Here is a 22,423-nt window from a genome sequence, read left to right on the forward strand (position 1 = left end):
CGTCACCCCGGGATGTGCTGGACGCCGATGCGCCGGCGGAACACCCAGTACGACCAGCTCTGGTAGCCGACGACGATCGGGGTGAAGGCCACCGCGACCCACGACATGATCGTCAGCGTGTAGGGCGTCGATGCGGCGTTCTCGGTGGTCAGCGACCACGCCGGGTCGAGCGACGACACCATGACGTCCGGGAACAGCGCCGCGAAGAGCATCACGACGAGCAGGCCGATCGCGACGGCGGTCCCGACGAACGCCCACCCGTCCCGGCCGGCCGTGGCCGCTGCGAGCGCCAGGACGAACGCGACCAAGACGCCCGCGGCGGCGGCCCACACCTGCAGGGTGTCGTCACGCATCGCGGTCCAGCCCACGAAGACCGTCGTGAGGAAGGCCGCGAACACGCCGACCCGCAGGCCCATCGCGATCGCCCGCTCGCGGATCGGGCCGGTCGTCTTGAGCCCGACGAAGAACGCGCCGTGGACCAGGAACACCGTGAGGGTCACCAGGCCGCCCAGCACGCCGTACGGGGTGAACAGGTCGAGCAGCCCGCCGACGTACTCCTTGTCGGCGTCGATCGGCACGCCGCGGACGATGTTGGCCAGGGCGACGCCCCACACCAGCGCGGGCACCACCGAGCCGAACACGATCGCGATGTCGCAGCGCAGCTTCCAGGCCGGCTCGGGACGCTTGCTGCGGAACTCGATGCCGATGATCCGCACGATCAGTGCCAGCAGGATCAGCAGGAGCGGCACGTAGAAGCCGCTGAACAGCGTCGCGTACCACTCGGGGAACGCCGCGAACGTCGCGCCGCCGGCGACGATGAGCCACACCTCGTTGCCGTCCCAGACCGGGCCGATCGTGTTGAGTAGCACGCGCCGCTCCTTGTCGTCGCGCGCGAGCAGCGCCATCAGCATCCCGACACCGAAGTCGAAGCCCTCGAGCACGAGGTAGCCGATCCACAGCACCGCGATGACGATGAACCAGAAGGTCGTCAGCTCCATGGGATCTGTCCTGTTCTCTCGGTCGGCTCAGTACGCGAACGCGAGGGGCGCGTCGGCGTCGTCGGGGTCGGACGGCGGCTCGAGGTCGGGCAGGCCGGCCTGGACGTAGCGCAGCAGCAGCCTGACCTCGATGACCGCGAGGACGCCGTAGAGCGCCGTGAACATCGCCAGCGACGTCGCCACCTCGGCCACCGACGTGCTGGGCGACACCCCGGCGGACGTCGGCATGAGGCCGAAGACGACCCACGGCTGGCGTCCCATCTCGGTGAAGATCCAGCCGAACGAGTTCGCCGCCATCGGCAGCAGCGGCAGCACGATAGCCGACCGGAGCAGCCACTTCGAGGTGGGCGTGCGGCCCCGGCGGGTCGCCCAGAGCATGACCGCGCCGGCCGCCATCGCGAGCCCGCCGGTCGTGATCATGAGCCGGAAGGTCCAGTAAGTCACGGGGATGTTGGGGGCGTAGTCGCCGGGTCCGTACTTCTGCTCGTACTCGGCCTGCAACGAGTCGATGCCGCGCACCTCGCCGTCGAAGCTGCCCGTGCCGAGGAACGACAGGAGCTTCGGCACCTCGAGCTTGTAGACCTCCTGCGATCCGTCCAGCGTCCCGATCGTCAGGATCGAGAAGGGGGCCGGCTGGGCGTCGTCGTAGAGCCCCTCGGCGGCGGCCATCTTCATGGGCTGCACCTCGGTCATGACCTTGCCCTGGAAGTCGCCCGAGATCATGGTGCCGAGGCCCGCGACGAGCAGCACGACCGCGCCCATCCGGAACGCGGGGCGGAACGCCGAGGCGTCCGCGTGGTCGGGGCGACGCATCATGTGCCACAGCGCGATGCCGGCCACGAAGGCGCCGGCCACCATGAAGCAGCCGAAGATCTGGTGCGGGAACGTCACGACCAGCACCTTGTTGGTGAGGACGGCACCGAAGTCGGTCAGCTCGGCGCGTCCCTTCTCGGCGTTGAGCGTGTAGCCGACGGGGTTCTGCATGAACGAGTTGGCCGCGAGGATGAAGTAGGCCGAGAAGACCGTGCCGAGGGCCGCGATCCAGATGCAGGCCAGGTGCAGGCCGGGCTTGAGCCGCTCCCAGCCGAAGATCCACAGACCGAGGAACGTCGACTCGAGGAAGAACGCCAGCAGGCCCTCGATCGCGAGCGGGGCTCCGAAGATGTCACCGACGAAGCGCGAGTAGTCGCTCCAGTTCATGCCGAACTGGAACTCCTGGACGATGCCCGTCGCGATGCCCATCGCGAAGTTGATCAAGAAGAGCTTGCCGAAGAACTTGGTGAGCCGCAGCCACCGCTCGTCCCCCGTGCGCCACCACACCGTCTGCATCGTCGCGACCAGCACCGACAGGCCGATCGTCAGCGGCACGAAGAAGAAGTGGTACACCGTCGTGATGCCGAACTGCCACCGCGCGAGGTCGAGGACTTCCATCTCAGCTCCTTGTTCTACTACGTGCCGTAGTAACTACTACCGACTGTAGTAAGAACTGGGGGTCACGGGCAAGGCGAATTACTACCCCACGTAGTAGATTGGGTCACATGCCCCGACTCGGAGAGCTCGAACGCTCCGTCATGAACGTCCTGTGGGACGCGCCCGCGCCGCTCACGGTGCGCGAGGTCCTCGACGCCCTCGGCGAGCGCGACCTCGCGTACACCACGATCATGACGGTGCTCGACCGTCTCGGCACCAAGGAGATGGTGCGCCGCGAGCGCGACGGCCGCGCCTTCCACTACGCCCCCGCACTGAGCCGCGACGAGGCCACGTCCGAGCTGCTGCACGCCGCGCTCGACGAGGCCGGCACCGACCGCACCGCGGCGCTGGTGCACTTCGCCCGCACCGTCGACCCCGACGAGGCCAAGGCCCTGCGCGCCGCCCTCGACGAGATCGTGTCGCGGACCTCGCCGTGACCCCCGTCCTGCTCGGCCTGATCGGGCTGGCGCTGGCGCTGCCGGTGCCGGCCCTCCTGGCCCGCACCTCGTGGCCGATGCTCGTCCCCCGGGCCGGCATCGTGCTGTGGCAGTCGTTCGCGCTGGCCGCCGTGCTGGCGATCTCGGGCGCGGCCCTGTCGACGGCCCTGTGGCTCGTGACCCACGACGAGCTGACGTGGTGGCGGGTCGCCCTGCACCTGACGATCATGGCGATCGGCGTCCTGGTGTGGGCGCGCTTCTGGTGGGCCGCGTGGACGGTCTACCGCGAGACGCAGGCCCGCCGGCGCCGGCAGCGCGCGCTGGTCGACCTGCTGGGCGACGCCGACGGCATGGCGCCCGCCCTGCGCATCCTGCAGGAGGAGACGCCCATCGCGTACTGCGTCCCGGGCATCGGCTCGCCGCGCATCGTGGTGTCGCAGGGCACGATCTCGACGCTGTCCGCCACGGAGTACGCCGCGGTCCTCGAGCACGAGCGGGCGCACGTGCGCCGCCGCCACGACCTCGTCCTCGAGGCGTTCACGGTGCTGCACCGCGCGTTCCCCCGGTTCCTGCGCACCGACGCGCCGCTGGTGCAGAGCCAGATCATGGTCGAGCTGCTCGCCGACGACGTCGCGCGCCGCTCGTTCGGTCAGGCCCCCGTGGCGGGCGCGCTGGTGGCGCTGGCCGGGTCGCCGACCCCGGCGGGCGCGCTGGGCGTCGGCGGCGCCGCGACCGTGCGCATGTCACGCCTGCAGGAGCCCGACCCGCGCCACCCGTGGGCGTCCGCCGCGGCCTACGCGATCTCGGCGGTCGTGCTGGTGGCGCCGACCGTCCTGCTGGCCGTCCCCTGGATGTTGCACGCCTGGCAGACCCTCACCCTCTGACCCCAGGCCGCCGACGAGTCACTGGCGCCCACCCGCGAGTCAATCCTGCCCGGCATGCGCGACTCGTCGGCGGGCGTGGGTGACTCGTCGGCGAAGGGTCAGAGGAACTCGTTGGGGTCGAACTCGGCGATCGGGATGACGCGGATGCGCGGCAGCTTGTCGTTGAACGCGCGGACGTCGTACTCGAGGTCGTGGAACTCCAGGCCCCGGTCGAACAGCGGGACGTAGCCCGAGCTGCGGAACTCGTGGAACGCCAGCAGCGCCGTGCGCCGTCCGTCGGTCACCAGCGGCGCGAGCTGCTCGATGAAGTCGCCGTCGTTGCTCGCGAGCATGACGTCGGCCTCGCGCCGCGCGAGCTCCTCGAGCGTGCGCTGGATCGCGATGTCGACGACCTTCTCGTCGGCGCGCCCCGACAGCGGCACGGGCCGGAAGCCCATCGACGTCAGCGCCTGCACGAACGGCATCGGCAGCTCGCCGTTGGCGGCGAGGAAGAACAGACCGCGCGTCTGCTGGTCCCAGTGGTCCTCGGCGAACTGCAGCAGCCGGTCCCAGCGCGGACGCTCGTGCGGCTGGGGACGCCGGCCCAGGATCGACTGACCGAGGGTCGCGTCGATGTTCTCGCCGTCGACCAGGACGTACGTGGTGCGATCCGTCATGCTCGGACCCTACGCGAGCCCACGCGTCACGCCACCACGAGCGGCGTCACGGCGGCGCGGACGGCGTCGGGCACGGGCGTCACGGCCCGCGTCGAGGCGTCGACGTAGACGTGCACGAACCGGCCGATCGCCGCCGGCTCGTCGGTGTCGCCCTGGAAGATCGCGAGCCGGTAGACGATGCTCGACGTGCCGAGGCGCGCCACCGCGATCCCGACCTCGACGTCGCCCGGGTAGCGCAGCTCGCGCAGGAACTCGCAGCGCGTCTCGGCGACGAGCCCGACGGCGTCGAGGCGCCGGATGTCGGTGCCCGTCGCGTCGATCAGGAAGCCGTTGACGGCGGTGTCGAAGTACGAGTAGTAGACGACGTTGTTGACGTGGCCGTACACGTCCTCGTCCTCCCACCGCGTCGTGATGGTGCGCAGCGCGGCGAACTCGGTGCGCAGCCGCGGTCCGGTCGTGTCGTCGGTCATCCGGCGGACGCCTCCTCGTCGCGCAGGCGCTGGCTGATCACGGCCGACACGCCGTCGCCGCGCATCGAGACGCCGTAGAGCGCGTCGGCGACCTCCATCGTCCGCTTCTGGTGGGTGATGACGACGAGCTGCGAGTTGGCGCGCAGCTCCTCGTACAGCTCGAGCAGGCGGCCGAGGTTGGCGTCGTCGAGGGCCGCCTCGACCTCGTCGAGGATGTAGAACGGGCTCGGACGCGCCTTGAACAGCGCCACCAGGAAGGCCACGGCCACGAGCGAGCGCTCGCCGCCCGACAGCAGCGAGAGCCGCTTGACCTTCTTGCCGGCGGGTCGCGCCTCGACGTCGATGCCGGTCGTCAGCATGTTCTGCGGGTCGGTGAGGATCAGCGCCCCCTCGCCGCCGGGGAACAACCGGGTGAAGACGTGCTGGAAGGCGCTCTCGACGTCGTACCAGGCCTCGGTGAAGACCTGCTCGACCTTGGCGTCGACCTCCTCGACGATCTCGAGGAGGTCCTTGCGGGTGCGGCGCAGGTCGTCGAGCTGCTCGGAGAGGAACTGGTGCCGCTCCTCGAGCGCCGTGAACTCCTCGAGCGCCAGCGGGTTGACCTTGCCGAGCATCGCCATCGACCGCTCGGCACCCCGCAGGCGCTTGACCTGCGCCTCGCGGTCGTACGGCACGGGCTCGGCGGGCAGCGACTCGTCCTCGCCCTCGACCGTCACCGGGGGGACGAGCTGGTCGGGCCCGTAGTCGGTCACGAGGGTCTCGACGTCGAGGCCGAGCTCGTCGAGCGCCCGGCTCTCGAGGCCCTCGAGGCGCAGGCGCAGCTCGGCACGGGCCATCTCGTCCTTGTGGACCGAGTCGGTCAGCCCGTCGAGCTGGCCGATCAGCTCGCGCAGCTGGGTGCGGACGGTGCGCAGCGTCTCCTCGCGGCCCGAGCGCGACTGCTCGATCGCGGCCCGCAGGGCCGACGCCTCGGCGATCGACACCTCGATGCGCGCCAGCACGTGGTCGCTGGCGACGATGACGGCCCGCGCGGTCTCGGCCTCGCGCAGCTGGCGAGCCCGACGCTCGGCGGCCCGTGCGCGGGCGACGCGCTCGGCCTCGGCAGCCTCGAACAGCGACGTCACCTGCGCCGCGAGGGCCCTGGCACGCTCCTCGTTGGTGCGCAACGCGAGACGCGCCTCGGTCTCGGCGCGTCGCAGGGCGGACGCCGCCTCGGCCAGCTCCTCGAGCAGGGTCGTGTCGGGCTCCTCCTCGGGGGCCGACTGCGCCTGGCTCAACCGGTCCTCGAGCTCGGCGAGCCCCGCGAGGTCGCCGGCCATGGCCTCCTCGGCGGTCGCGATCGCCGTCGTCAGCCGGTCGGCCTCGCCGCGCGCGGCCCGCGAGGTCGCACCGAGGTGGCCGAGGTTCTCGGCGACGGCGGCCATCGTGGCGTCCGACTCGTGCAGCTCGCCCAGCGCCGCGTCGACCCGCTCCTGGGCCGCGGCGCGGGACGCCTCGAGCCGCCCCTGCTCGAACCGCAGGCGCTCGATCGTGTGGGCCGCGGCGGCCAGATCGGTCTCGGCGGCGTCGAGCGCGGCCTGCACCTCGATCAGGCTCTGCTTGGACGTCGACCCGCCGGCCGCGAAGTGCGCACCGAGCAGGTCGCCGTCGCGCGTCACGGCCGTGACGTCCGGCGCCACGCGGACGACCTCCTGCGACTGCTCGAGCGTGTCGACCACCGCGACCTTGAACAGCAGGCGTCGCAGCGCGCCCTGCAGGGCGGGCGGGCCCTCGACGACGTCGATCGCGTAGGTCGCGACGTCGGGCAGCCCGGGCCACGTCGAGTCGTCGACGTCTCCCCCGCCCAGCAGCATGCCGGCCCGGCCGAGGTCGTGGGCCTTGAGCCGCTGCATCGCCGAGACCGCGGTGTCGAGGTGGTCGACCGCGACGGCGTCCGCCGCCGAGCCGAGGGCTGCGGCGATCGCGGCCTCGAAGCCGCTGCGGACCGTCAGCAGCGCGGCGACGGAACCGAGCAGGCCGCTGATCTCGTCGGTCGCGGCGAGCAGCGCGCCGGCGCCGTCCTTGCGCGACAGCCCCAGCTCGAGCGCCTCCTTGCGGGCCGACAGACCGGCCTGCTGACGCTCGGCCGCGTTGAGCTCGTCGGCGACCGACGTCAGGCCCGCGGTCGCCTGCTCGAGCTCGGCCTCGGCGGCCTCGAGCTTCTCGTCGAGCCCCGACTCGCCCGCGTTGAGGCCCGCGATCTGGTTCTCGAGGGCCGTGAACTGCTTCTGCGCCTCGACGGCCCGCGACTCGGCCTCGTCGCGCGCCGCCGTCAGGCGCCCGATCTCCTCGCCGGCCGCCGTGGAGCGGCTGCGCAGGGCGTTGACCTGGCCGTGCAGACGGGCCAGCCCCTCGCGCTGGTCGGCTGCGGCGCGCAGCAGCCCGGCGACCCGTCGCTCCTCGGCGGTGTAGGCCGTCTCGGCCTCGCCCCGCTCGGCGATGACGGCCTCGAGCGCCTCCGTCGCCGCGGCGACCCCCGCGCTGAGCTGCTCGTGCTGCTCCTGCGCGCGCCGTGCCTCGGCCTCGAGCTCCTCGGGATCGCGGCCGTCGCGCCGGTCGTCGGACTCGACGGCCGCCAGGCGGATGCGCTCGTTGGCCAGGCCCGCGGTGCCGCGCAGCCGCTCCCGCAGGCCCGAGAGCCCGTACCAGGTCTCCTGCGCCGCCGAGAGCCGCGGCGAGTCGTCGCGCAGCTGGTCCTCGAGCTCGGTCTCCTGCTCGCGGGCCGCGGCGATGGCCTGCTCGACCGACTGGCGCCGCTGCTTGAGGGCGGCCTCGTCGGCGAGCTCGGTCTCGATCGTGGTGCGGGCCGTGACGATGTCGTCGGCGAGCAGACGCGCGCGGGCGTCGCGGACGTCGGCCTGGATCACCGCGGCGCGACGGGCGACCTCGGCCTGACGACCCAGCGGCTTGAGCTGGCGTCGCAGCTCGGTCAGGACGTCGTTGAGGCGCGTCAGGTTGCCCTGCGTGGCGTCGAGCTTGCGGAGCGCCTTCTCCTTGCGCTTGCGGTGCTTCAGGACGCCTGCGGCCTCCTCGATGAATCCGCGGCGCTCCTCGGGGGTCGCGCGCAGGACGCTGTCGAGCTGTCCCTGCCCCACGATGACGTGCATCTCGCGCCCGATGCCGGAGTCGCTCAGCAGCTCCTGGACGTCGAGCAGGCGGCACGTGCTGCCGTTGATCGCGTACTCCGAGCCGCCGTTGCGGAACATCGTGCGCGAGATCGTGACCTCGCTGTACTCGATCGGCAGGGCACCGTCGGCGTTGTCGATCGTCAGCACGACCTCGGCGCGTCCGAGCGGCGGCCGGCCCGACGTGCCGGCGAAGATGACGTCCTCCATCTTGCCGCCGCGCAGCGACTTGGCCCCCTGCTCGCCCATGACCCACGACAGGGCGTCGACGACGTTGGACTTGCCGGAGCCGTTGGGACCGACCACGGCCGTGATGCCCGGCTCGAGCTGCAGGGTCGTCGAGGACGCGAACGACTTGAACCCACGCAGGGTGAGGCTCTTGAGGTACAACGTGGCTCCTACGACGGACGGTGACCGCGCACGCGGCGCTAGGCAGTCACCCTAGTGCCGCGCGTGTCCGGTGCGCGACGTCCGTGACGCGTCGCGCGCCTCAGCGCGAGACGGGCTCGGCGAGGTCGCTGGCCGAGACCAGGTCGACGCGCTCGCGCAGGGCGGCCAGCAGGCCGTCGTTCTCGACCTTGAGCCGCAGGACCTCGTTCTCGAGGTCGGCGATGCGCCGACGCAGCGAGGCGGTCTGCTGGTGCTGCGCCGAGGTGGGTCCGCCGAGGTATCCGACAAGTGCTTTGGCCATGGCTGTTCTCCGCGAGCTCGGCTGCTGGTGTGGCGTGCTCAGGAGCTGCTGGGCACGCGGCAGGATCGACGATCCGCGTCTATCAGTCTCCCACCGCGTCCTGCCCCCGGTCAACTCCGCTCCGCGTGGCTAGGGTGATCGGATGGACAACCTCTTCGCCCCGGTCTCGGGGGCGTGGCAGCCGGTGTCGCCCCGTCTGGCGACCGTCCGCCGCCTCGTGATCGGCGGCTGCGCGGTCGTCGTCGTGCTCGTCGGCGTCGTGCTCCTGGCCGTGATGCCCGACTTCTGGTGGATCGGCACGCCCGTGGCGGTCGTGGGTCTCGTCGTAGGCGTCTGGGGGCTCGTGTGGGCCGGGCGCAACCAGCGCAGCTGGGGCTACGCCGAGAACGTCGACGACCTGCTCGTGACGCGCGGCGTGATGTTCAAGCGGCTCGTCGCGATCCCCTACGGACGCATGCAGTTCGTCGACGTCCAGGCCGGTCCGCTCGCGCGGGCGTTCGGCATCGCGACGGTCACGCTGCACACCGCGAGCACCGAGACCGCGGCCGACATCCCGGGGCTGCCGTCCGACGAGGCGACGAGGCTGCGCAACCGGCTGACCGAGCTGGGCGAGTCGCGTGGCGCCGGACTCTGACGTCGCGGTGTCCTCCCCGGCAGCGTCCGAGACGCGCGGGCAGCGCACGCACCCCCTCACGGCGGTCGTCCGCGGGGCGCTCTTCGCGGTCGCGGCCGTCGTCGGCCTGGCCGGCTCGGTGTTCTCCGGCGACTCGTGGGGCAGGCTGTCGCCCCTGCTGAGCCTCGGCATCGCGCTGGTCGCGGGGCTCGTGATCGGCATGGTCGTGGGATACGTCGGCTGGCTGTTCACCCGGTACGTCATCGACGGCTCCGAGCTGCGCATCAACACGGGCCTGGTGACGAAGGCGTCGCGGCGCATCCCGTACGAGCGCATCCAGTCCGTCGACATCGCCGAGCCGCTCGTCGCGCGCGTCCTGGGCCTGGCCGAGCTGCGCATCGAGATGGCCGGCGGCAAGGACTCGCGCACGACGCTGAAGTTCCTGAAGCTCGACGACGCGCGCGACCTGCGCCGAGTCCTGCTGTCGCGCGCGCACGGCGAGGCCGACGAGCAGCCGGCCGACGAGCACCGCAGCATCATCACGCGGGTGCCGCCCGAGCGCGTCATGATCGGCACGCTGCTGTCGCTCGACTTCCTGTTCGCGGCCGTCGGCTCGGTCGTCCTGGTGGTGCTGGGCGTCTGGTTCGGCGGCATCGTCGTGCTGCTCGGCGGCATCGTCCCGCTCGCGACGTGGCTCGCGCAGATCGTCGCGCGCCGCGTGCTGCAGCAGTGGAACTTCACGCTGTCGCGGGGCGAGCGGGGGCTGCGCATCGAGCGGGGCCTGCTGTCGCGCACGTCGCAGACGATCCCGGTCGACCGGGTGCAGGGCATCGCGATCAAGGAGCCGTTCGTGTGGCGGCGTCTCGGCTGGCAGCGCCTCGAGGTCGACGTCGCGGGGTACGCGGCGCACGGCGACGAGCAGGGGGGCGACTCGTCGTCGATCCTGCTGCCGATCGCCGACCCGGCGCTCGCGGCCGCCGTCATCGCCGAGCTGATGCCGGCCGCGACGGTCGCCGTCCCTCGCACGGCCGCGCCACGCCGCTCGTGGTGGTTCGCCCCGATCGGATGGCGCTACCGGTGGGCGGGAGCCGACGACGCGTCGTTCGTCGCGCACGAGGGCTGGGTCGAGCGGACGACGAGCATCGTCCCGCACCGCCGCACCCAGTCGGTCGAGCTGCGCCAGGGACCGCTGCAGCGCGTGCGCCGCGTCGCGACGGTCGAGGTGCACACGCCCAAGGGGCCCGTCGACGCCGACGGTCGCCACCTCGACGCGGAGGAGGCCCGCGCCCTGATGCTCGCCCAGCTCGAGCGCGCCCGCGCGTCCCGCGCCTGACCCGCGCTTCGCGAGGCCGCGGACGTCAGCCGCCGGAGGTGCCGTCCTCGGCGAGGGGGTCGAGCGGGCCCTCCACCGAGCGCGTGTCGAGCCAGCCGTCCGGGACGACGACGCGCTTGGGCGTGCCCTGACGTCCGCGCGGCGTGCCGAGCTCGGCGACGGGGAACGACTCGGTCGGGTCGAGCCGGCCGAGCAGCTCGTCGAGCGCGGCGAACGACGAGACCATGCCGAGACGGCTGCGGATCTCGCTGCCGGCCGTGAACCCCTTGAGGTACCACGCGATGTGCTTGCGGAACTCGATGCAGCCACGCTCCTCGCCGAGCACGCCGCCGAGCAGCTCGGCGTGCCGCCGCATCATCGCGGCGACCTCGCCCAGCACCGGCAGGCCCACGACGGTCTCGCCGGCGAAAGCGGCCGCGAGGTCGCGGAACAGCCACGGACGTCCGAGGCAGCCGCGCCCCACCACGACCCCGTCGACCCCGGTCTCCTCGACCATGCGGATCGCGTCGGACGCCTCCCAGATGTCGCCGTTGCCGAGCACGGGGATGTCGACGGACGCCTTGAGCTCGGCGATCGAGGCCCAGTCGGCGCGCCCCGAGTAGTGCTGCACCGCGGTGCGCCCGTGCAGCGCGATCGCGGCGCAGCCGGTGTCCTGGGCGATTCGTCCGGCGTCGAGGTACGTCAGGTGGTCGTCGTCGACGCCCTTGCGGGTCTTCATCGTGACGGGCACGCCGTAGGGCGCGGCCGCCGCGACGGCCTTGGTCAGGATCTGGCCGAGCAGCACGTCCTTCCAGGGCAGCGCCGCTCCCCCGCCCTTGCGCGTCACCTTCGGCACGGGGCAGCCGAAGTTCAGGTCGACGTGGTCGACGCCGTGGTCGGCGCACAGGATCTCGACGGCGCGACCGATCGTGTCGGGGTCGATGCCGTAGAGCTGCACCGAGCGGAACTGCTCGTTGGGCGCGAACGTCAGCATGTTGAGGCTCGTGCGGTCGCCCTCGACGATGCCGCGCGACGTGATCATCTCGCACACGTACAGGCCCGCGCCCTGCTCGGCGCACAGCTGACGGAACGGCGCGTTCGTGACCCCGGCCATCGGCGCGAGCACGACCGGCGTGGCGACCTCGAGGTCGCCGAGCCGCAGGGAGCGGGGCAGGGCAGCTACAGACACTCCCCCATTGTCGCCCACCGGGCCCCAGCCCAGAAATGCGCGGGACCACCGCTCGCGGGCCCCGCGCACTCGGCGCGGGGTCGGCGTCGGGTCAGGGCTTCCAGGCGATGGCGTCGGCGGTCGTGCCGGTCTGCAGGTTGATCGACGTCAGGGTGCGTCCCTCCGGCAGCAGGTAGACCAGGCACAGCCGCGCCGTCGCGCCCGGCAGGAAGCTCGCGGGCAGCGCCCGCGTCGGGCAGGGCTTGAACGTGCCGACGATGTCGTTCGCGGGGACGTTCGTGGTGGTCGAGTCGAGCGCGAACAGCGGCAGCGCCGTCCCGCCCAGGCCCGCCGGCCCGTCGTTCGTGACGGTGGCGCGGACGTAGTACGGGCTCGACTTCTTGGTCGCGGCATCGAGCGAGAAGAAGCGGAAGTCGTCCATCGACCCGGCCTCGACCTTCGTCACGGTGACGGTCACGGCGCTGGTGGCGCCCTCGACCTCGTAGACGACGGTCGCGGGCCTGCCGACCGCGAGCCTCGTCCCGCCCGGCGTGATCGTGACGCCCGCCGGGACGTCGAAGCCACGGGGCGTCGCGGCCGTGGGGGTCGCCGCCGCCGGCGCCGGGTCGGACGACGAGCAGGCCGCCGTGACCAGCGCGAGGGCCGTCGCCGCGAGAGCGGCGGCGGCCCTCGCGGGTCGTGTCGTGGATCGCGTCACGCGCCGATTGTGGCGCACCGCGGGTTCAGCAGCCCGGAAGGCGCGCCGCCAGGTATGCCGTCACCTGGTCGAGCGCGACGCGCTCCTGCTGCATCGTGTCGCGCGAGCGGATCGTGACGGCCTGGTCGTCGAGCGTCTCGAAGTCGACCGTGATGCAGAACGGCGTGCCGATCTCGTCCTGGCGGCGGTACCGCTTGCCGATGGCCTGCGCGTCGTCGAACTCGACGTTCCAGAAGCCGCGCAGCTCGGTCGCCAGGGCACGCGCCTTCGGCGACAGGTCCTCATTGCGCGACAGCGGCAGCACCGCGGCCTTGACCGGCGCGAGCCGGTGGTCGAGCTTCAGCACCGTGCGGGCGTCGGTGCCGCCCTTGGCGTTGGGCACCTGCTCCTCGGTGTACGCGTCGATCAGGAACGCCATCATCGACCGGTTGACGCCGGCGGCGGGCTCGATGACGTACGGCGTCCACCGCTCGTTGGCGGCCTGGTCGAAGTACTGGAGGTCCTTGCCCGAGTGCTCGGCGTGGGTCTTGAGGTCGAAGTCGGTGCGGTTCGCGATGCCCTCGAGCTCGCCCCACGTCGACCCCGCGAACTCGAAGCGGTACTCGATGTCGACGGTGCGCTTGGAGTAGTGCGAGAGCTTCTCGGCGGGGTGCTCGAAGAAGCGCAGGTTGTCGGGCGAGATGCCGAGGCCCGTGTACCAGTCCATCCGGATCTTCATCCAGGTCTCCTGCCACTCCTCGTCGGTGCCGGGCTCGACGAAGAACTCCATCTCCATCTGCTCGAACTCACGGGTGCGGAAGATGAAGTTGCCGGGCGTGATCTCGTTGCGGAAGCTCTTGCCGATCTGGCCGATGCCGAACGGCGGCTTGCGACGCGACGTCGTCATGACGTTGGCGAAGTTCACGAAGATGCCCTGGGCCGTCTCGGGACGCAGGTAGTGCAGTCCCTCGTCGGACTCGACGGGGCCGAGGAACGTCTTGAGCAGGCCGTTGAACATGCGCGGCTCGGTCCACTGGCCGCGGGTCCCGCACGCGGCGCAGACGATGACGTCCATCTCGACGGCGTCGGGGTCGTCGAGGCCCTTCTTCTCGGCGTACGCCTCCTGCAGGTGGTCCTGGCGGTAGCGCTTGTGGCAGTTCTGGCACTCGACGAGCGGGTCGACGAAGGCCGCGAGGTGGCCCGAGGCCTCCCAGACGGCGGTCGGCAGGATCACCGAGGAGTCGAGGCCGACGACGTCGTCGCGGCCCTGCACCATCGAGCGCCACCACTGGCGCTTGATGTTGTCCTTGAGCTCGACGCCCAGCGGCCCGTAGTCCCACGCGGACTTGGTGCCGCCGTAGATCTCGCCGCACTGGTAGACGAATCCCCTGCGCTTGCTGAGGCTGATGACGTGGTCGACGGTCGTTGCCATGGGGGATGTTTCCAATCCGGCTGGGTGTCGGCGGGCCTGTGCGCGACATCGTGATGTCCCGCACCCGAGGTGCACCCGAGTCTATCGAGCCCCCGCCCCCGACCGTCCCGCGGCCGCGGTTTCCCCGGTGGACCCCGGAAGGTTCGGCGGTCCACCCCGCCTCCCGGCACCTCACCCCGGTCGCACCAGGGGTGAGGTGCCGGCTTCCGGGGTGCGGCGGACCGCACGACGGTTTCCCGCGCTCACCTGGGAAACCGCCACGAGCACGATTTGACAACGGTTGTCATGACGATTGAACATGGTTCTCATGAAGAAGTCGTGGGCGCTGGCCGCCACCCTCCCCCTGGTCCTGTCGCTCGCCGCCTGCGGTGGTTCCGAGGACGGCGCGGCCGCCGACGGGAAGATCTCGGTCGCCGCGTCCTTCTACCCGTTCGCCTACGCCGCGCAGCAGGTCGGTGGCGACCTCGTCGACGTCGACAACCTCACCGCACCGGGTGTCGAGCCCCACGACCTCGAGCTCAAGCCCAAGCAGGTCGCGGCGGTGCAGGACGCCGACCTCGTCGTGTTCGAGGAGCACTTCCAGGCCGCCGTCGACGAGGCCGTCGACCAGGCCGACCGCTCCGACGACGACACGCTCGACGTCGCCTCCGTCGTCCGGCTCAAGCCCACCCAGGCGGGCGCCGAGGAGGAGCACGAGGGCGAGGACCACGCCGAGGAGGACGACCACGACCACGGCGACGAGGACCCGCACACGTGGCTCGACCCCCAGAACATGATCGCGATCGCCAAGGCGCTCGAGACGAAGCTCGCGGCCGTCGACCCCGACAACGCCCAGACCTACGCCGAGAACACCACGGCCTTCGTCAACCGCCTGGCCTCGCTCGACGAGGACTTCCAGTCGGGGCTCGCGACGTGCAGGACCCGCACGATCGTCACGAGCCACGCCGCCTTCCAGTACCTCGCCGCGAGGTACGACCTGACCCAGGTGCCGATCGCCGGCATCGACCCGTCGAACGAGCCGTCGCCGTCGCAGCTGGCCGACATCACGCAGCTCGTCAAGGACCAGGGCATCACGACGATCTTCACCGAGGAGCTCGTGAGCCCGGCGATCGCCGACACCATCGCGAAGGAGACCGGGGCGACGACCGCTACGCTCGACCCGATCGAGGGACTGTCGGAGAACACGGCCGACGAGGACTACGTGAGCCTGATGCTGAAGAACCTCGACACCCTGGAGAAGGCCAACAGCTGTTCATGACACACGCTTCGCGCACCACACCGTCGACCGCACCGCTCCCCCTGGCGGTCCGCGGCATGACCGTGGCACTCGACGGTCGACCTGTCCTGCGACAGGTCGACCTCGACGTGTCCGCGGGTGAGTTCGTCACCCTGCTCGGCGCCAACGGGTCCGGCAAGTCGACGCTCGTGCGCGCCGCCGTGGGCCTCGTGCCGTTCGGGGCCGGCACGGTCGAGCTCTTCGGCACCCCGTTGAGCCGCTTCCGCGACCGGCAGCGCCTCGGCTACGTCCCCCAGCGGTCGCGCGCCGTCGCGGGCGTGCCGGCCACGATGCACGAGGTCGTCATGAGCGGTCGCCTCGCACGCCGCCGGTTCGTCGGCTGGCGCACGAAGGACGACCTCGCCGCCGTCGAGGCCGCGATCGCCCGCGTCGGCCTGTCCGACCGCACCCGCTCGGCCGTCAGCGAGATGTCGGGCGGCCAGCAGCAGCGGGCCCTCATCGCGCGCGCCCTGGCGGCCGGAGCCGAGCTGCTGATCATGGACGAGCCGACCGCCGGCGTCGACCACGACAACCAGGAGACGCTCGCCGAGCTGCTCGCGGGCCTGGTCGCCGAGGGCACCTCGATCCTGCTCGTGGCGCACGAGCTCGGCCCCCTGCGTCCCCTGATCCACCGCGCCGTCGTGCTCGACGGCGGAGCGGTGACGTACGACGGGCCCGTCGACGCGATCCGCGACGCCGAGCACGTCCACGTCCACCAGCACAGCGGTCAGCCCGAGAAGGCCGACGGCTTCAGCGGCAACCCGGTGGGGCGGCACGATGTTTGAGGCACTGCAGTACGACTTCATGCGGTACGCGCTGGTGGCGGCGGTCTTCACGGGCCTGGCCGCACCGGCCATCGGCACGTTCCTGGTGCAGCGGCGCCTCGCGCTGCTCGGCGACGGGCTCGGGCACGTCGCACTGACCGGCGTGGCACTGGGGCTCCTGGTCAACGTCGCCCCCATCCTCACGGCGGTCGTCGTGGCAGCGCTCGGAGCGGTGCTGATCGAGCTGCTGCGCATGTACGGACGCACCAGCGCCGACGTGGCCCTCGCGATGCTGTTCTACGGCGGCATCGCGGGCGGCGTGCTGCTGACCAACCTCGCCGACGAGAGCGCCAACTCGCTCAACGCCTACCTGTTCGGTGCGATCACGACGGTCAGCAGCTCCGACCTCGTGCTCGTGGGGATCCTGGGCGTCGTCGTCATCGCGCTGTCGCTCGGGCTCTCGCCCCAGCTGTTCGCGGTGTGCCAGGACGAGGAGCACGCCAAGGTCAGCGGCGTGCCGACCCGCGCCTACAGCATCCTGATCGCGGTGCTCGCCGCCGTCACGATCACGGTCGCGATGAAGACCGTCGGCCTGCTGCTGGTCTCGGCGCTGATGGTCGTGCCCGTGGCGGCCTCGCAGCAGCTGACCCGCAGCTTCCGCACGACGCACCTCGCAGCCATGGCGATCGGCCTGTTCGCGGCGGTCGGGGGGCTCTTCACGAGCTACCAGGCCGACACCGCCCCCGGGCCCACGATCGTCATGATCGCGCTCGCGGTGTTCGCCCTGGCCTCGCTCGCCGCCGCCGTCATCGCCCGCACCCGCCCCCAGCGCCACCGGGTAGATTCGCAGTAGGAGGACGTCATGGTCGATGCACCCCGCAACACCCGTCAGCGCCGCGCCGTCGTCGCGATCCTCGAGGACCTCGACGGATTCGCCAGCGCCCAGGAGATCCACGACATCCTGAAGAGGCGCGGCGAGTCGGTCGGCCTGTCGACGGTCTACCGCAGCCTGCAGGTGCTCGCCGACGCCGCCGAGGTCGACGCGCTGCGCAACGACGACGGCGAGGTCCTCTACCGCCAGTGCAGCGCCGGTCACCACCACCACCTGGTGTGCCGGTCGTGCGGCCGCACCGTCGAGATCGAGGGACCGTCGGTCGAGCGCTGGGCCGACAAGATCGCCGACGAGAACGGCTTCCGCGACGTCGCGCACACGCTCGAGATCTTCGGCACCTGCTCGTCCTGCCCCGCCTGACGCGTACCTGCCGCTCCCCCGTCAGTCGGCGCGGGTGACGTGCGTGCAGAGGCAGACCTTGTTGCCCTGGGGGTCGGCCAGCACCCAGAAGCGCGGCGCGTGCTCGTCGGTGACCAGCGTGCCGCCCGCCGCGAGCGCGGCGGCGATGCGGCGGTCGACGACCTCGGGCGGCACCCGCACGTCGAGGTGCCAGCGCTGGCGCGGCTCGTCGTGCGGGTCGCCGGCCTGGAACCAGATGGTCGGGATGCGCCCGCGCGGGTCGACGACCTCGTCGCCGCCGGTGTCGCGAGCGTCGAGGACCGCGGCCCAGAACGGCCGGATCTCGTCGACGTCGGCCGTGTCGAGGGCCAGCTCGAGCCGCTGGACGTCCGCGGGCTCCGCCGGGACGCCGAGGTCGGCGGCGAGCGCGCTGACCCGGCGCGCCAGCTCGACGTCGCGCGCGGTCTTGCCGCCCGCGTCGTGCGTCGTCAGCAGCACGTCGACGTGCGTGGGCCGCAGCTCGACGTCGGGGTGGTGCTGCGCGACCTGCGCCGCCTCGCCGATCGCGGCGACGAGTCGCAGCCCCGTCGCGAAGTCGCCCGTCGCGAACCGGGCCTCGAGGGCGCCGTACATCGACCGCCAGTCGTCGAGCCCCAGCCGCGCGATGTGGTCACCGGACAGCAGCTCGTCGGTCATGCCGCCACCCTAGGCCCCGCAGCTAAGCCCCGTCGACGTCCAGGTCGAGGTCGACGTCCCCACCGTCGCCCGCTCCCCCGGCGGGCTGGTCCATCGTGCCGCTGCCGTCGTCGTAGTACGTTCCGTCGGGTCCCGTGAACAGCAGCTGCCAGAAGCCGGGACGTGGCCACGGCCGATCGGCCAGGTCCTCACGCGAGATGTCGACCCGTGCCTCCTCGACCGCCGCGCGCAGCCGCAGGTACGGCTCGGCGATCGACCCGTGGTTGACGAGCAGCGACACGAGCTGCGCCGCCCGCGCCTCGGCCACGACGTCCGGCACCAGCAACCGGCGCAGCGGCCGCACGGCGCGACGAACCCGCACCGCGACGTAGACGGCGCGCACGCCGTAGCCCGCGCCGACGCCGAGAGCGATCCCGTAGACCACCGCCGACCAGCGCAGGATGCCGGTTGCCGAGAACCAGCCGGCCGTGACCAGCACGAGGCTCGTGGCGGCCGCCGTCCACCACGTGACCGCCGCGGCCCGGTCGAGGACCCGGGTCACGGACGTCGTCGCGCGGTCCCACTCGTGCCGAGGCATCGACGCCACGACGGTGCGCTCGCCCATCGGTTCCTCCTCGTCCCGGACCGTCCCCGAGACATGATCGACCGTCGAGGCTCCGTCCGCACCCTGCGGCGACCCATCGCCGCCTACGCTGGGGTCATGACGATTCGGGCCGTGACGGGCGACGAGCTGACGGCGCAGGACGTCCACGACATCTGGCGCATCCGCGACGCGGTGTTCGCCGTCGAGCAGCAGTGCGACGAGGTGGACGTCGACGGGCGCGACCTGCTGCCGACCACGACGCACCTGTGGCTCGTCGACGACGACGGCATCACGAGCTACCTGCGCTCGTTCGTCGAGGACGGCGGGCGTCACGTCGGCCGCGTGTGCACGCGGCGCGACCAGCGCGGGCTTGGCCTGTCGGGCCGTCTCGTCGCGGAGTGCACCCGCCGGTGGGGCACGGGCACGCTCGAGCTGAACGCCCAGGCGTACCTCGAGCAGTGGTACGGACTGCACGGCTACGTCCGGTCGGGCGACAACTTCGTCGAGGCCGGCATCGACCACGTGCCGATGGCGCGCAGGCCGTCGACGTCCGCGCTCACCGGCAGCGACGTGCCCGACGTCGCGGGTCACGACGTCTAGCGGACGTCCCCCAGCGCCGCGACCGCCTCGGCGAGGTCGCCCTCGACCGTCGTGGCGTAGTCGTCGACCGCCGCGATGGCGGCGGTGAACTCCTCGGCGTACGAGAACGAGAAGCTGCGGTTCGCGTCGATGCTGTCGGCGAGCACCGTGGCACGGTCGATGACGACCTGCAACGCGTCGCGCACCGTGCTCGCCAGAGCCTCCTGACCCCGCGGGACACGCACCCGCGCCAGCTCGTCGCGCGCCGCGACGAACGCCGGGATCAGCCGCGACCGCACCGCCGCGCTGTCACCGATCGGGCCGAAGCCCACCAGGTCGGTCGCCCGCAGCGCCAGCGCGTCGCGGGCGGCACCGACGAAGTCGAGCGCGACCTGGGCGCGGCGCAGCTCGCGGTCCAGCCGCTCGTACCGGTCGAGCAGCGTCTCGGCGGTCTCGAGCGCGGTCGCGTACGTCTCGGAGCGCTCGACGCCCTCGGGTGGCGGCGCGGGCAGCGTCGGCGGATCGGCGATCGCGGTGCGCAGCGCCCGCCGGAGGGCGGCCGGGTCGTCGGCCGCGACGGCGCCGACCTCGCGCGCGACGTCACCGCGGAACATCCCGACGTCCGACAGGTAGTCCTCGGCGGCCTCGTCGGCCCGCGCGACCTGCTGCGACTCGCGGTGGTCCTGGACGACGACCAGCGCCCCGACGACCGCCGCGATCAGGAGCGTCACGACGATCGGCAGGACCGTCACGAGCCGCCGTCCGACCGATGTCACCCGAACACCGTGCCACCCTGCGCGGCGCCGGGCAACGCCATCGGGTCAGCCGTCGATGCTGGGCCGGACGCCGTGCAGGCGCAGGCCGTACGTCAGCGCGTCGACGAGCGCCTCCCACGAGGCCTCGATGATGTTCGCGCCCACGCCGACCGTGACCCACACGGCCTTGCCGTCGGTCGTCTCGATCAGCACCCGCGTGACGGCGTCCGTGCCGTGGCCCTGGTCGAGGATCCGCACCCTGAAGTCGGTCAGGTGGAACCGTGCGACGTCGGGGTAGACCTGCTCGATGGCCTGGCGCAGCGCGTGGTCGAGGGCGTTGACGGGGCCGTTGCCCTCGCCGATCACGGCCAGGCGCACTCCCCCGGCCCGCAGCTTGACGGTCGCCTCCGACAGCGCGTCGGCACCGCGCGCCGACTCGGCCAGCACGCGCCACGACTCGACGTCGAAGAACGACGTGCGGACGCCGTCGACCTCCTCGGCCAGCAGCAGCTCGAACGACGCGTCGGCGGCCTCGAACGTGTAGCCGGACTGCTCCATCTGCTTGACCCGGTCGGTGACACGCGCCAGCAGCGCGGGATCGCTCGCGAGGTCGTAGCCGAGCTCCTTGCCCTTGAGCTCGATCGTGGCCCGGCCGGCCATCTCCGACACCAGCAGCCGCATGTCGTTGCCGACCAGCGACGGGTCGATGTGCTGGTAGAGGTCGGCGTCGACCCGGATCGCGCTGGCGTGCAGGCCGGCCTTGTGCGCGAAGGCCGAGACGCCGGTGTAGGGCTGGCGGGCGTGCGGCGGGTAGTTCGTGATCTCGGAGATGGCGTGCGAGATGCGCGTGGCGTCGGCGAGGCGGCCCTCCGGCAGCAGCGACATGCCGAGCTTGAGCTCGAGGTTGGCGACGCACGTGACGAGGTCGGCGTTGCCCGTCCGCTCGCCGTACCCGTTGATGCAGCCCTGCAGGTGGGTCGCGCCGGCCTGCACCGCGGCCATCGAGTTGGCGACCGCGCACCCGGTGTCGTTGTGCGCGTGGATGCCGAGGCGCGCGCTGGTCGTCATGACGTCCTCGACGATCTCGGTGACCCAGTGCGGCAGCATGCCGCCGTTGGTGTCGCACAGCACGGCGACCTCGGCGCCCGCCTCGGCGGCGGTGCGGACGACCTCGAGGGCGTAGTCGCGGTTGGCCCGGTAGCCGTCGAAGAAGTGCTCGAGGTCGACGAAGACCCGCTGCCCGGCGTCGCGCAGGTGCGTGACGGAGTCGCGGACCATCGCGAGGTTCTCCTCCAGCGTCGTGCGCAGGGCGAGCTCGACGTGACGGTCGTGGCTCTTGGCCACGAGGGTCACGACCGACGCTCCCGACTCGCGCAGCGCCGCGAGCAGCGCGTCGTCCGCCGCGGCGACGTTCGGGCGACGGGTCGCCCCGAAGGCCGCGAGCGTCGCGTGCCGCAGCTCGAGCTCCTTGGACGCGAGCTGGAAGAACTCGGTGTCCTTGGGGTTGGAGCCGGGCCAGCCGCCCTCGATGTAGCCGACGCCGAGGTCGTCGAGGTGCCGCGAGATGTGCAGCTTGTCCTGGACCGAGAGGTTCAGGCCCTCCTGCTGCGCGCCGTCGCGCAAGGTCGTGTCGTAGACGTGGAAGTCACTCACGTGCTGGTGGCCTGCGTTCACAGCTTCGTCCTTCGTCCGGGTCGGCGTCTCGGGCACAAAAAAACCTCCCACGATCGGGGAGGCAGCGCGTCGGGAGCGGTGGTCAGCTCGCGGCGCGCCTGTGGGTAATGATCGAGATGCTCGGCATGCGCGCCAGTCTAGACTGAGCCGCCTATGACCGCCAGACCCGTCCCGCGTCCCGAGCAGACGCGCGTCATGTACGCCGTCATGACCGCCGAGCCGCTCGCGACCGACGACCTGATCCCTCCGCCGTCACCCGAGCTGCTGCGCCGCTACGGGACGTCCGAGGTCGCGCTGCGGAGGCTCCGGTCGCGGCACCACCAGACGCTCCTGCTGCGCACCGCCGACGCCGAGGGTGCCGCGTTCGCGCAGCGCGACGCGCGGGTCGAGGCGCTCTCGATCGCCGAGGACCACGACGGGGTCGTGATCGACCTGGCGGTGCCCCGCGTCGTCGACGGACGTCCCGGCGAGGTCTCGCTGGCGCACGCGACGCAGTGGTACGTCGTCGACTACGCCGAGCTGGGCTCGGGACGGCTCGCGACCGTCGGGCTCGTGTCGTTCGGGCTGCCCGAGATCGTCGTTGAGGGCGTCGAGCCTGACCAGCACGCGATGCTCGGCGCCGTGCTGGCCGGCCTCGTGCACCGCGTGATCGCCGAGTGGCCCGCCAACGACCCGGTCGGCCGCGCGACCGTCACGCTGCGCGACATCGCCTACGGCCTCGGCGACCCGGCCGCCGCGCAGACGCCGAACGACCGCACGATCGACGTCGACATCGCCTACGACCCGGCCGCCGAGCACCTGGTCGTCCGCCTGCTGGGCGACCCCGCCGTCACCCTGTTCGCCCCCTGACGAGTCCCGGGGCGGTGCCTGAGC

At 72.0% G+C, this 22,423-nt stretch carries 23 protein-coding genes; 10 read left to right on the top strand and 13 right to left on the bottom strand.

Annotated elements, in window-relative coordinates; genetic code table 11:
- Nucleotides 1-2: 2 nt before the first annotated feature.
- On the bottom strand, nt 3-998 hold the full coding sequence (gene cydB / locus ASD10_RS14245; RefSeq protein ID WP_056609524.1) for a cytochrome d ubiquinol oxidase subunit II: 996 nt from the start codon (nt 996-998) through the stop codon (nt 3-5).
- A gap of 27 nt (nt 999-1,025) precedes the next feature.
- On the bottom strand, nt 1,026-2,429 hold the full coding sequence (locus tag ASD10_RS14250) for a cytochrome ubiquinol oxidase subunit I (RefSeq protein ID WP_056609525.1): 1,404 nt from the start codon (nt 2,427-2,429) through the stop codon (nt 1,026-1,028).
- A gap of 107 nt (nt 2,430-2,536) precedes the next feature.
- Between ASD10_RS14250 and ASD10_RS14255 the strand changes: the two genes are divergently transcribed.
- Both ASD10_RS14255 and ASD10_RS14260 read left to right on the top strand, forming a co-directional pair.
- Nucleotides 2,537-2,905, top strand: a complete 369-nt coding sequence (locus tag ASD10_RS14255) for a BlaI/MecI/CopY family transcriptional regulator (RefSeq protein ID WP_082556217.1) — start codon at nt 2,537-2,539, stop codon at nt 2,903-2,905.
- Complete coding sequence (locus ASD10_RS14260) at nt 2,902-3,789, top strand: M56 family metallopeptidase (RefSeq protein ID WP_056609530.1); 888 nt, start codon at nt 2,902-2,904, stop codon at nt 3,787-3,789. Before ASD10_RS14255 ends, ASD10_RS14260 begins: the two co-directional genes overlap by 4 nt.
- A gap of 98 nt (nt 3,790-3,887) precedes the next feature.
- On the opposite strand, the gene ASD10_RS14265 is transcribed toward ASD10_RS14260, so the two are convergent.
- The 4 genes from ASD10_RS14265 to ASD10_RS14280 all read right to left on the bottom strand — a co-directional run bounded on the left by ASD10_RS14265 (nt 3,888) and on the right by ASD10_RS14280 (nt 8,770).
- Nucleotides 3,888-4,445 (bottom strand): NYN domain-containing protein, encoded by a 558-nt coding sequence (locus ASD10_RS14265; protein ID WP_056609532.1) that lies wholly within the window; start codon nt 4,443-4,445, stop codon nt 3,888-3,890.
- Between the two features lie 26 nt (nt 4,446-4,471).
- The gene (locus ASD10_RS14270; RefSeq protein ID WP_056609534.1) at nt 4,472-4,915 is read right to left on the bottom strand and encodes a thioesterase family protein; all 444 of its coding nucleotides are present in this window, start codon (nt 4,913-4,915) and stop codon (nt 4,472-4,474) included.
- A complete protein-coding gene (gene smc, locus ASD10_RS14275; RefSeq protein ID WP_056609536.1) occupies nt 4,912-8,469 on the bottom strand; it encodes a chromosome segregation protein SMC in 3,558 nt (1,185 codons plus the stop codon). Before smc ends, ASD10_RS14270 begins: the two co-directional genes overlap by 4 nt.
- Before the next feature lie 100 nt (nt 8,470-8,569).
- On the bottom strand, nt 8,570-8,770 hold the full coding sequence (locus tag ASD10_RS14280) for a hypothetical protein (protein WP_056609538.1): 201 nt from the start codon (nt 8,768-8,770) through the stop codon (nt 8,570-8,572).
- Nucleotides 8,771-8,912: 142 nt separating this feature from the next.
- Here ASD10_RS14280 and ASD10_RS14285 point away from each other — a divergent pair, with 142 nt between their 5' ends.
- Nucleotides 8,913-9,404, top strand: a complete 492-nt coding sequence (locus tag ASD10_RS14285) for a PH domain-containing protein (RefSeq protein WP_056609539.1) — start codon at nt 8,913-8,915, stop codon at nt 9,402-9,404.
- Nucleotides 9,405-9,411: 7 nt separating this feature from the next.
- Nucleotides 9,412-10,716, top strand: a complete 1,305-nt coding sequence (locus ASD10_RS14290) for a PH domain-containing protein (protein ID WP_056609541.1) — start codon at nt 9,412-9,414, stop codon at nt 10,714-10,716.
- A 25-nt stretch (nt 10,717-10,741) separates the two neighbouring features.
- Here the strand turns inward: ASD10_RS14290 and dusB are convergent, their stop codons facing one another.
- The 3 genes from dusB to ASD10_RS14305 all read right to left on the bottom strand — a co-directional run bounded on the left by dusB (nt 10,742) and on the right by ASD10_RS14305 (nt 13,992).
- Nucleotides 10,742-11,884 (bottom strand): tRNA dihydrouridine synthase DusB, encoded by a 1,143-nt coding sequence (gene dusB, locus ASD10_RS14295; RefSeq protein ID WP_056609543.1) that lies wholly within the window; start codon nt 11,882-11,884, stop codon nt 10,742-10,744.
- A 91-nt stretch (nt 11,885-11,975) separates the two neighbouring features.
- On the bottom strand, nt 11,976-12,581 hold the full coding sequence (locus ASD10_RS14300) for a hypothetical protein (protein ID WP_056609545.1): 606 nt from the start codon (nt 12,579-12,581) through the stop codon (nt 11,976-11,978).
- 25 nt (nt 12,582-12,606) lie between these two features.
- Nucleotides 12,607-13,992 carry a glycine--tRNA ligase gene (locus ASD10_RS14305; protein ID WP_056609547.1) on the bottom strand — a complete coding sequence of 462 codons (1,386 nt, stop codon included), beginning with the start codon at nt 13,990-13,992 and terminating at the stop codon, nt 12,607-12,609.
- 298 nt (nt 13,993-14,290) lie between these two features.
- Between ASD10_RS14305 and ASD10_RS14310 the strand changes: the two genes are divergently transcribed.
- The 4 genes from ASD10_RS14310 to ASD10_RS14325 are packed head-to-tail and all read left to right on the top strand — an operon-like array spanning nt 14,291 to nt 17,284.
- The gene (locus ASD10_RS14310) at nt 14,291-15,250 is read left to right on the top strand and encodes a metal ABC transporter solute-binding protein, Zn/Mn family (RefSeq protein WP_056609549.1); all 960 of its coding nucleotides are present in this window, start codon (nt 14,291-14,293) and stop codon (nt 15,248-15,250) included.
- 56 nt (nt 15,251-15,306) lie between these two features.
- Nucleotides 15,307-16,053: a metal ABC transporter ATP-binding protein gene (locus tag ASD10_RS14315; protein ID WP_235501892.1), complete on the top strand. Its 747-nt coding sequence runs from the start codon at nt 15,307-15,309 to the stop codon at nt 16,051-16,053.
- Nucleotides 16,046-16,885: a metal ABC transporter permease gene (locus ASD10_RS14320; RefSeq protein ID WP_056609553.1), complete on the top strand. Its 840-nt coding sequence runs from the start codon at nt 16,046-16,048 to the stop codon at nt 16,883-16,885. Before ASD10_RS14315 ends, ASD10_RS14320 begins: the two co-directional genes overlap by 8 nt.
- Before the next feature lie 9 nt (nt 16,886-16,894).
- Nucleotides 16,895-17,284 carry a Fur family transcriptional regulator gene (locus ASD10_RS14325; RefSeq protein ID WP_056609555.1) on the top strand — a complete coding sequence of 130 codons (390 nt, stop codon included), beginning with the start codon at nt 16,895-16,897 and terminating at the stop codon, nt 17,282-17,284.
- 21 nt (nt 17,285-17,305) lie between these two features.
- Here the strand turns inward: ASD10_RS14325 and ASD10_RS14330 are convergent, their stop codons facing one another.
- Together ASD10_RS14330 and ASD10_RS14335 are read right to left on the bottom strand one after the other, a co-directional pair.
- On the bottom strand, nt 17,306-17,959 hold the full coding sequence (locus ASD10_RS14330) for a VOC family protein (RefSeq protein ID WP_056609557.1): 654 nt from the start codon (nt 17,957-17,959) through the stop codon (nt 17,306-17,308).
- A gap of 22 nt (nt 17,960-17,981) precedes the next feature.
- Nucleotides 17,982-18,563: a hypothetical protein gene (locus ASD10_RS14335; protein WP_056609559.1), complete on the bottom strand. Its 582-nt coding sequence runs from the start codon at nt 18,561-18,563 to the stop codon at nt 17,982-17,984.
- 96 nt (nt 18,564-18,659) lie between these two features.
- On the opposite strand from ASD10_RS14335, the gene ASD10_RS14340 reads away from it, so the two are divergent.
- On the top strand, nt 18,660-19,142 hold the full coding sequence (locus tag ASD10_RS14340; protein ID WP_162248860.1) for a GNAT family N-acetyltransferase: 483 nt from the start codon (nt 18,660-18,662) through the stop codon (nt 19,140-19,142).
- Here the strand turns inward: ASD10_RS14340 and ASD10_RS14345 are convergent.
- Together ASD10_RS14345 and cimA are read right to left on the bottom strand one after the other, a co-directional pair.
- Complete coding sequence (locus ASD10_RS14345) at nt 19,139-19,897, bottom strand: hypothetical protein (RefSeq protein WP_056609563.1); 759 nt, start codon at nt 19,895-19,897, stop codon at nt 19,139-19,141. The genes ASD10_RS14340 and ASD10_RS14345 overlap by 4 nt on opposite strands.
- A gap of 45 nt (nt 19,898-19,942) precedes the next feature.
- Nucleotides 19,943-21,529, bottom strand: a complete 1,587-nt coding sequence (gene cimA, locus ASD10_RS14350) for a citramalate synthase (protein WP_056610588.1) — start codon at nt 21,527-21,529, stop codon at nt 19,943-19,945.
- Nucleotides 21,530-21,703: 174 nt separating this feature from the next.
- Here cimA and ASD10_RS14355 point away from each other — a divergent pair, with 174 nt between their 5' ends.
- Nucleotides 21,704-22,399: a hypothetical protein gene (locus tag ASD10_RS14355; RefSeq protein ID WP_056609564.1), complete on the top strand. Its 696-nt coding sequence runs from the start codon at nt 21,704-21,706 to the stop codon at nt 22,397-22,399.
- The last annotated feature ends 24 nt before the right edge of the window (nt 22,400-22,423 follow it).

It is taken from the genome of Aeromicrobium sp. Root472D3 (assembly GCF_001426485.1).
GTDB lineage: Bacteria > Actinomycetota > Actinomycetes > Propionibacteriales > Nocardioidaceae > Aeromicrobium.

What these genes read in the sequence shown, in the direction of transcription:
- ASD10_RS14265 (WP_056609532.1), bottom strand. Translation starts at nt 4,445, where the DNA reads ATGACGGATCGCACCACGTACGTCCTGGTCGACGGCGAGAACATCGAC.
- ASD10_RS14285 (WP_056609539.1), top strand. Translation starts at nt 8,913, where the DNA reads ATGGACAACCTCTTCGCCCCGGTCTCGGGGGCGTGGCAGCCGGTGTCG.
- ASD10_RS14280 (WP_056609538.1), bottom strand. Translation starts at nt 8,770, where the DNA reads ATGGCCAAAGCACTTGTCGGATACCTCGGCGGACCCACCTCGGCGCAG.
- ASD10_RS14270 (WP_056609534.1), bottom strand. Translation starts at nt 4,915, where the DNA reads ATGACCGACGACACGACCGGACCGCGGCTGCGCACCGAGTTCGCCGCG.
- ASD10_RS14310 (WP_056609549.1), top strand. Translation starts at nt 14,291, where the DNA reads ATGGTTCTCATGAAGAAGTCGTGGGCGCTGGCCGCCACCCTCCCCCTG.
- cydB (WP_056609524.1), bottom strand. Translation starts at nt 998, where the DNA reads ATGGAGCTGACGACCTTCTGGTTCATCGTCATCGCGGTGCTGTGGATC.
- ASD10_RS14355 (WP_056609564.1), top strand. Translation starts at nt 21,704, where the DNA reads ATGACCGCCAGACCCGTCCCGCGTCCCGAGCAGACGCGCGTCATGTAC.
- ASD10_RS14250 (WP_056609525.1), bottom strand. Translation starts at nt 2,429, where the DNA reads ATGGAAGTCCTCGACCTCGCGCGGTGGCAGTTCGGCATCACGACGGTG.
- ASD10_RS14335 (WP_056609559.1), bottom strand. Translation starts at nt 18,563, where the DNA reads ATGGGCGAGCGCACCGTCGTGGCGTCGATGCCTCGGCACGAGTGGGAC.
- ASD10_RS14255 (WP_082556217.1), top strand. Translation starts at nt 2,537, where the DNA reads ATGCCCCGACTCGGAGAGCTCGAACGCTCCGTCATGAACGTCCTGTGG.
- ASD10_RS14325 (WP_056609555.1), top strand. Translation starts at nt 16,895, where the DNA reads ATGGTCGATGCACCCCGCAACACCCGTCAGCGCCGCGCCGTCGTCGCG.
- ASD10_RS14340 (WP_162248860.1), top strand. Translation starts at nt 18,660, where the DNA reads ATGACGATTCGGGCCGTGACGGGCGACGAGCTGACGGCGCAGGACGTC.
- ASD10_RS14320 (WP_056609553.1), top strand. Translation starts at nt 16,046, where the DNA reads ATGTTTGAGGCACTGCAGTACGACTTCATGCGGTACGCGCTGGTGGCG.
- ASD10_RS14305 (WP_056609547.1), bottom strand. Translation starts at nt 13,992, where the DNA reads ATGGCAACGACCGTCGACCACGTCATCAGCCTCAGCAAGCGCAGGGGA.
- ASD10_RS14315 (WP_235501892.1), top strand. Translation starts at nt 15,307, where the DNA reads ATGACCGTGGCACTCGACGGTCGACCTGTCCTGCGACAGGTCGACCTC.
- ASD10_RS14330 (WP_056609557.1), bottom strand. Translation starts at nt 17,959, where the DNA reads ATGACCGACGAGCTGCTGTCCGGTGACCACATCGCGCGGCTGGGGCTC.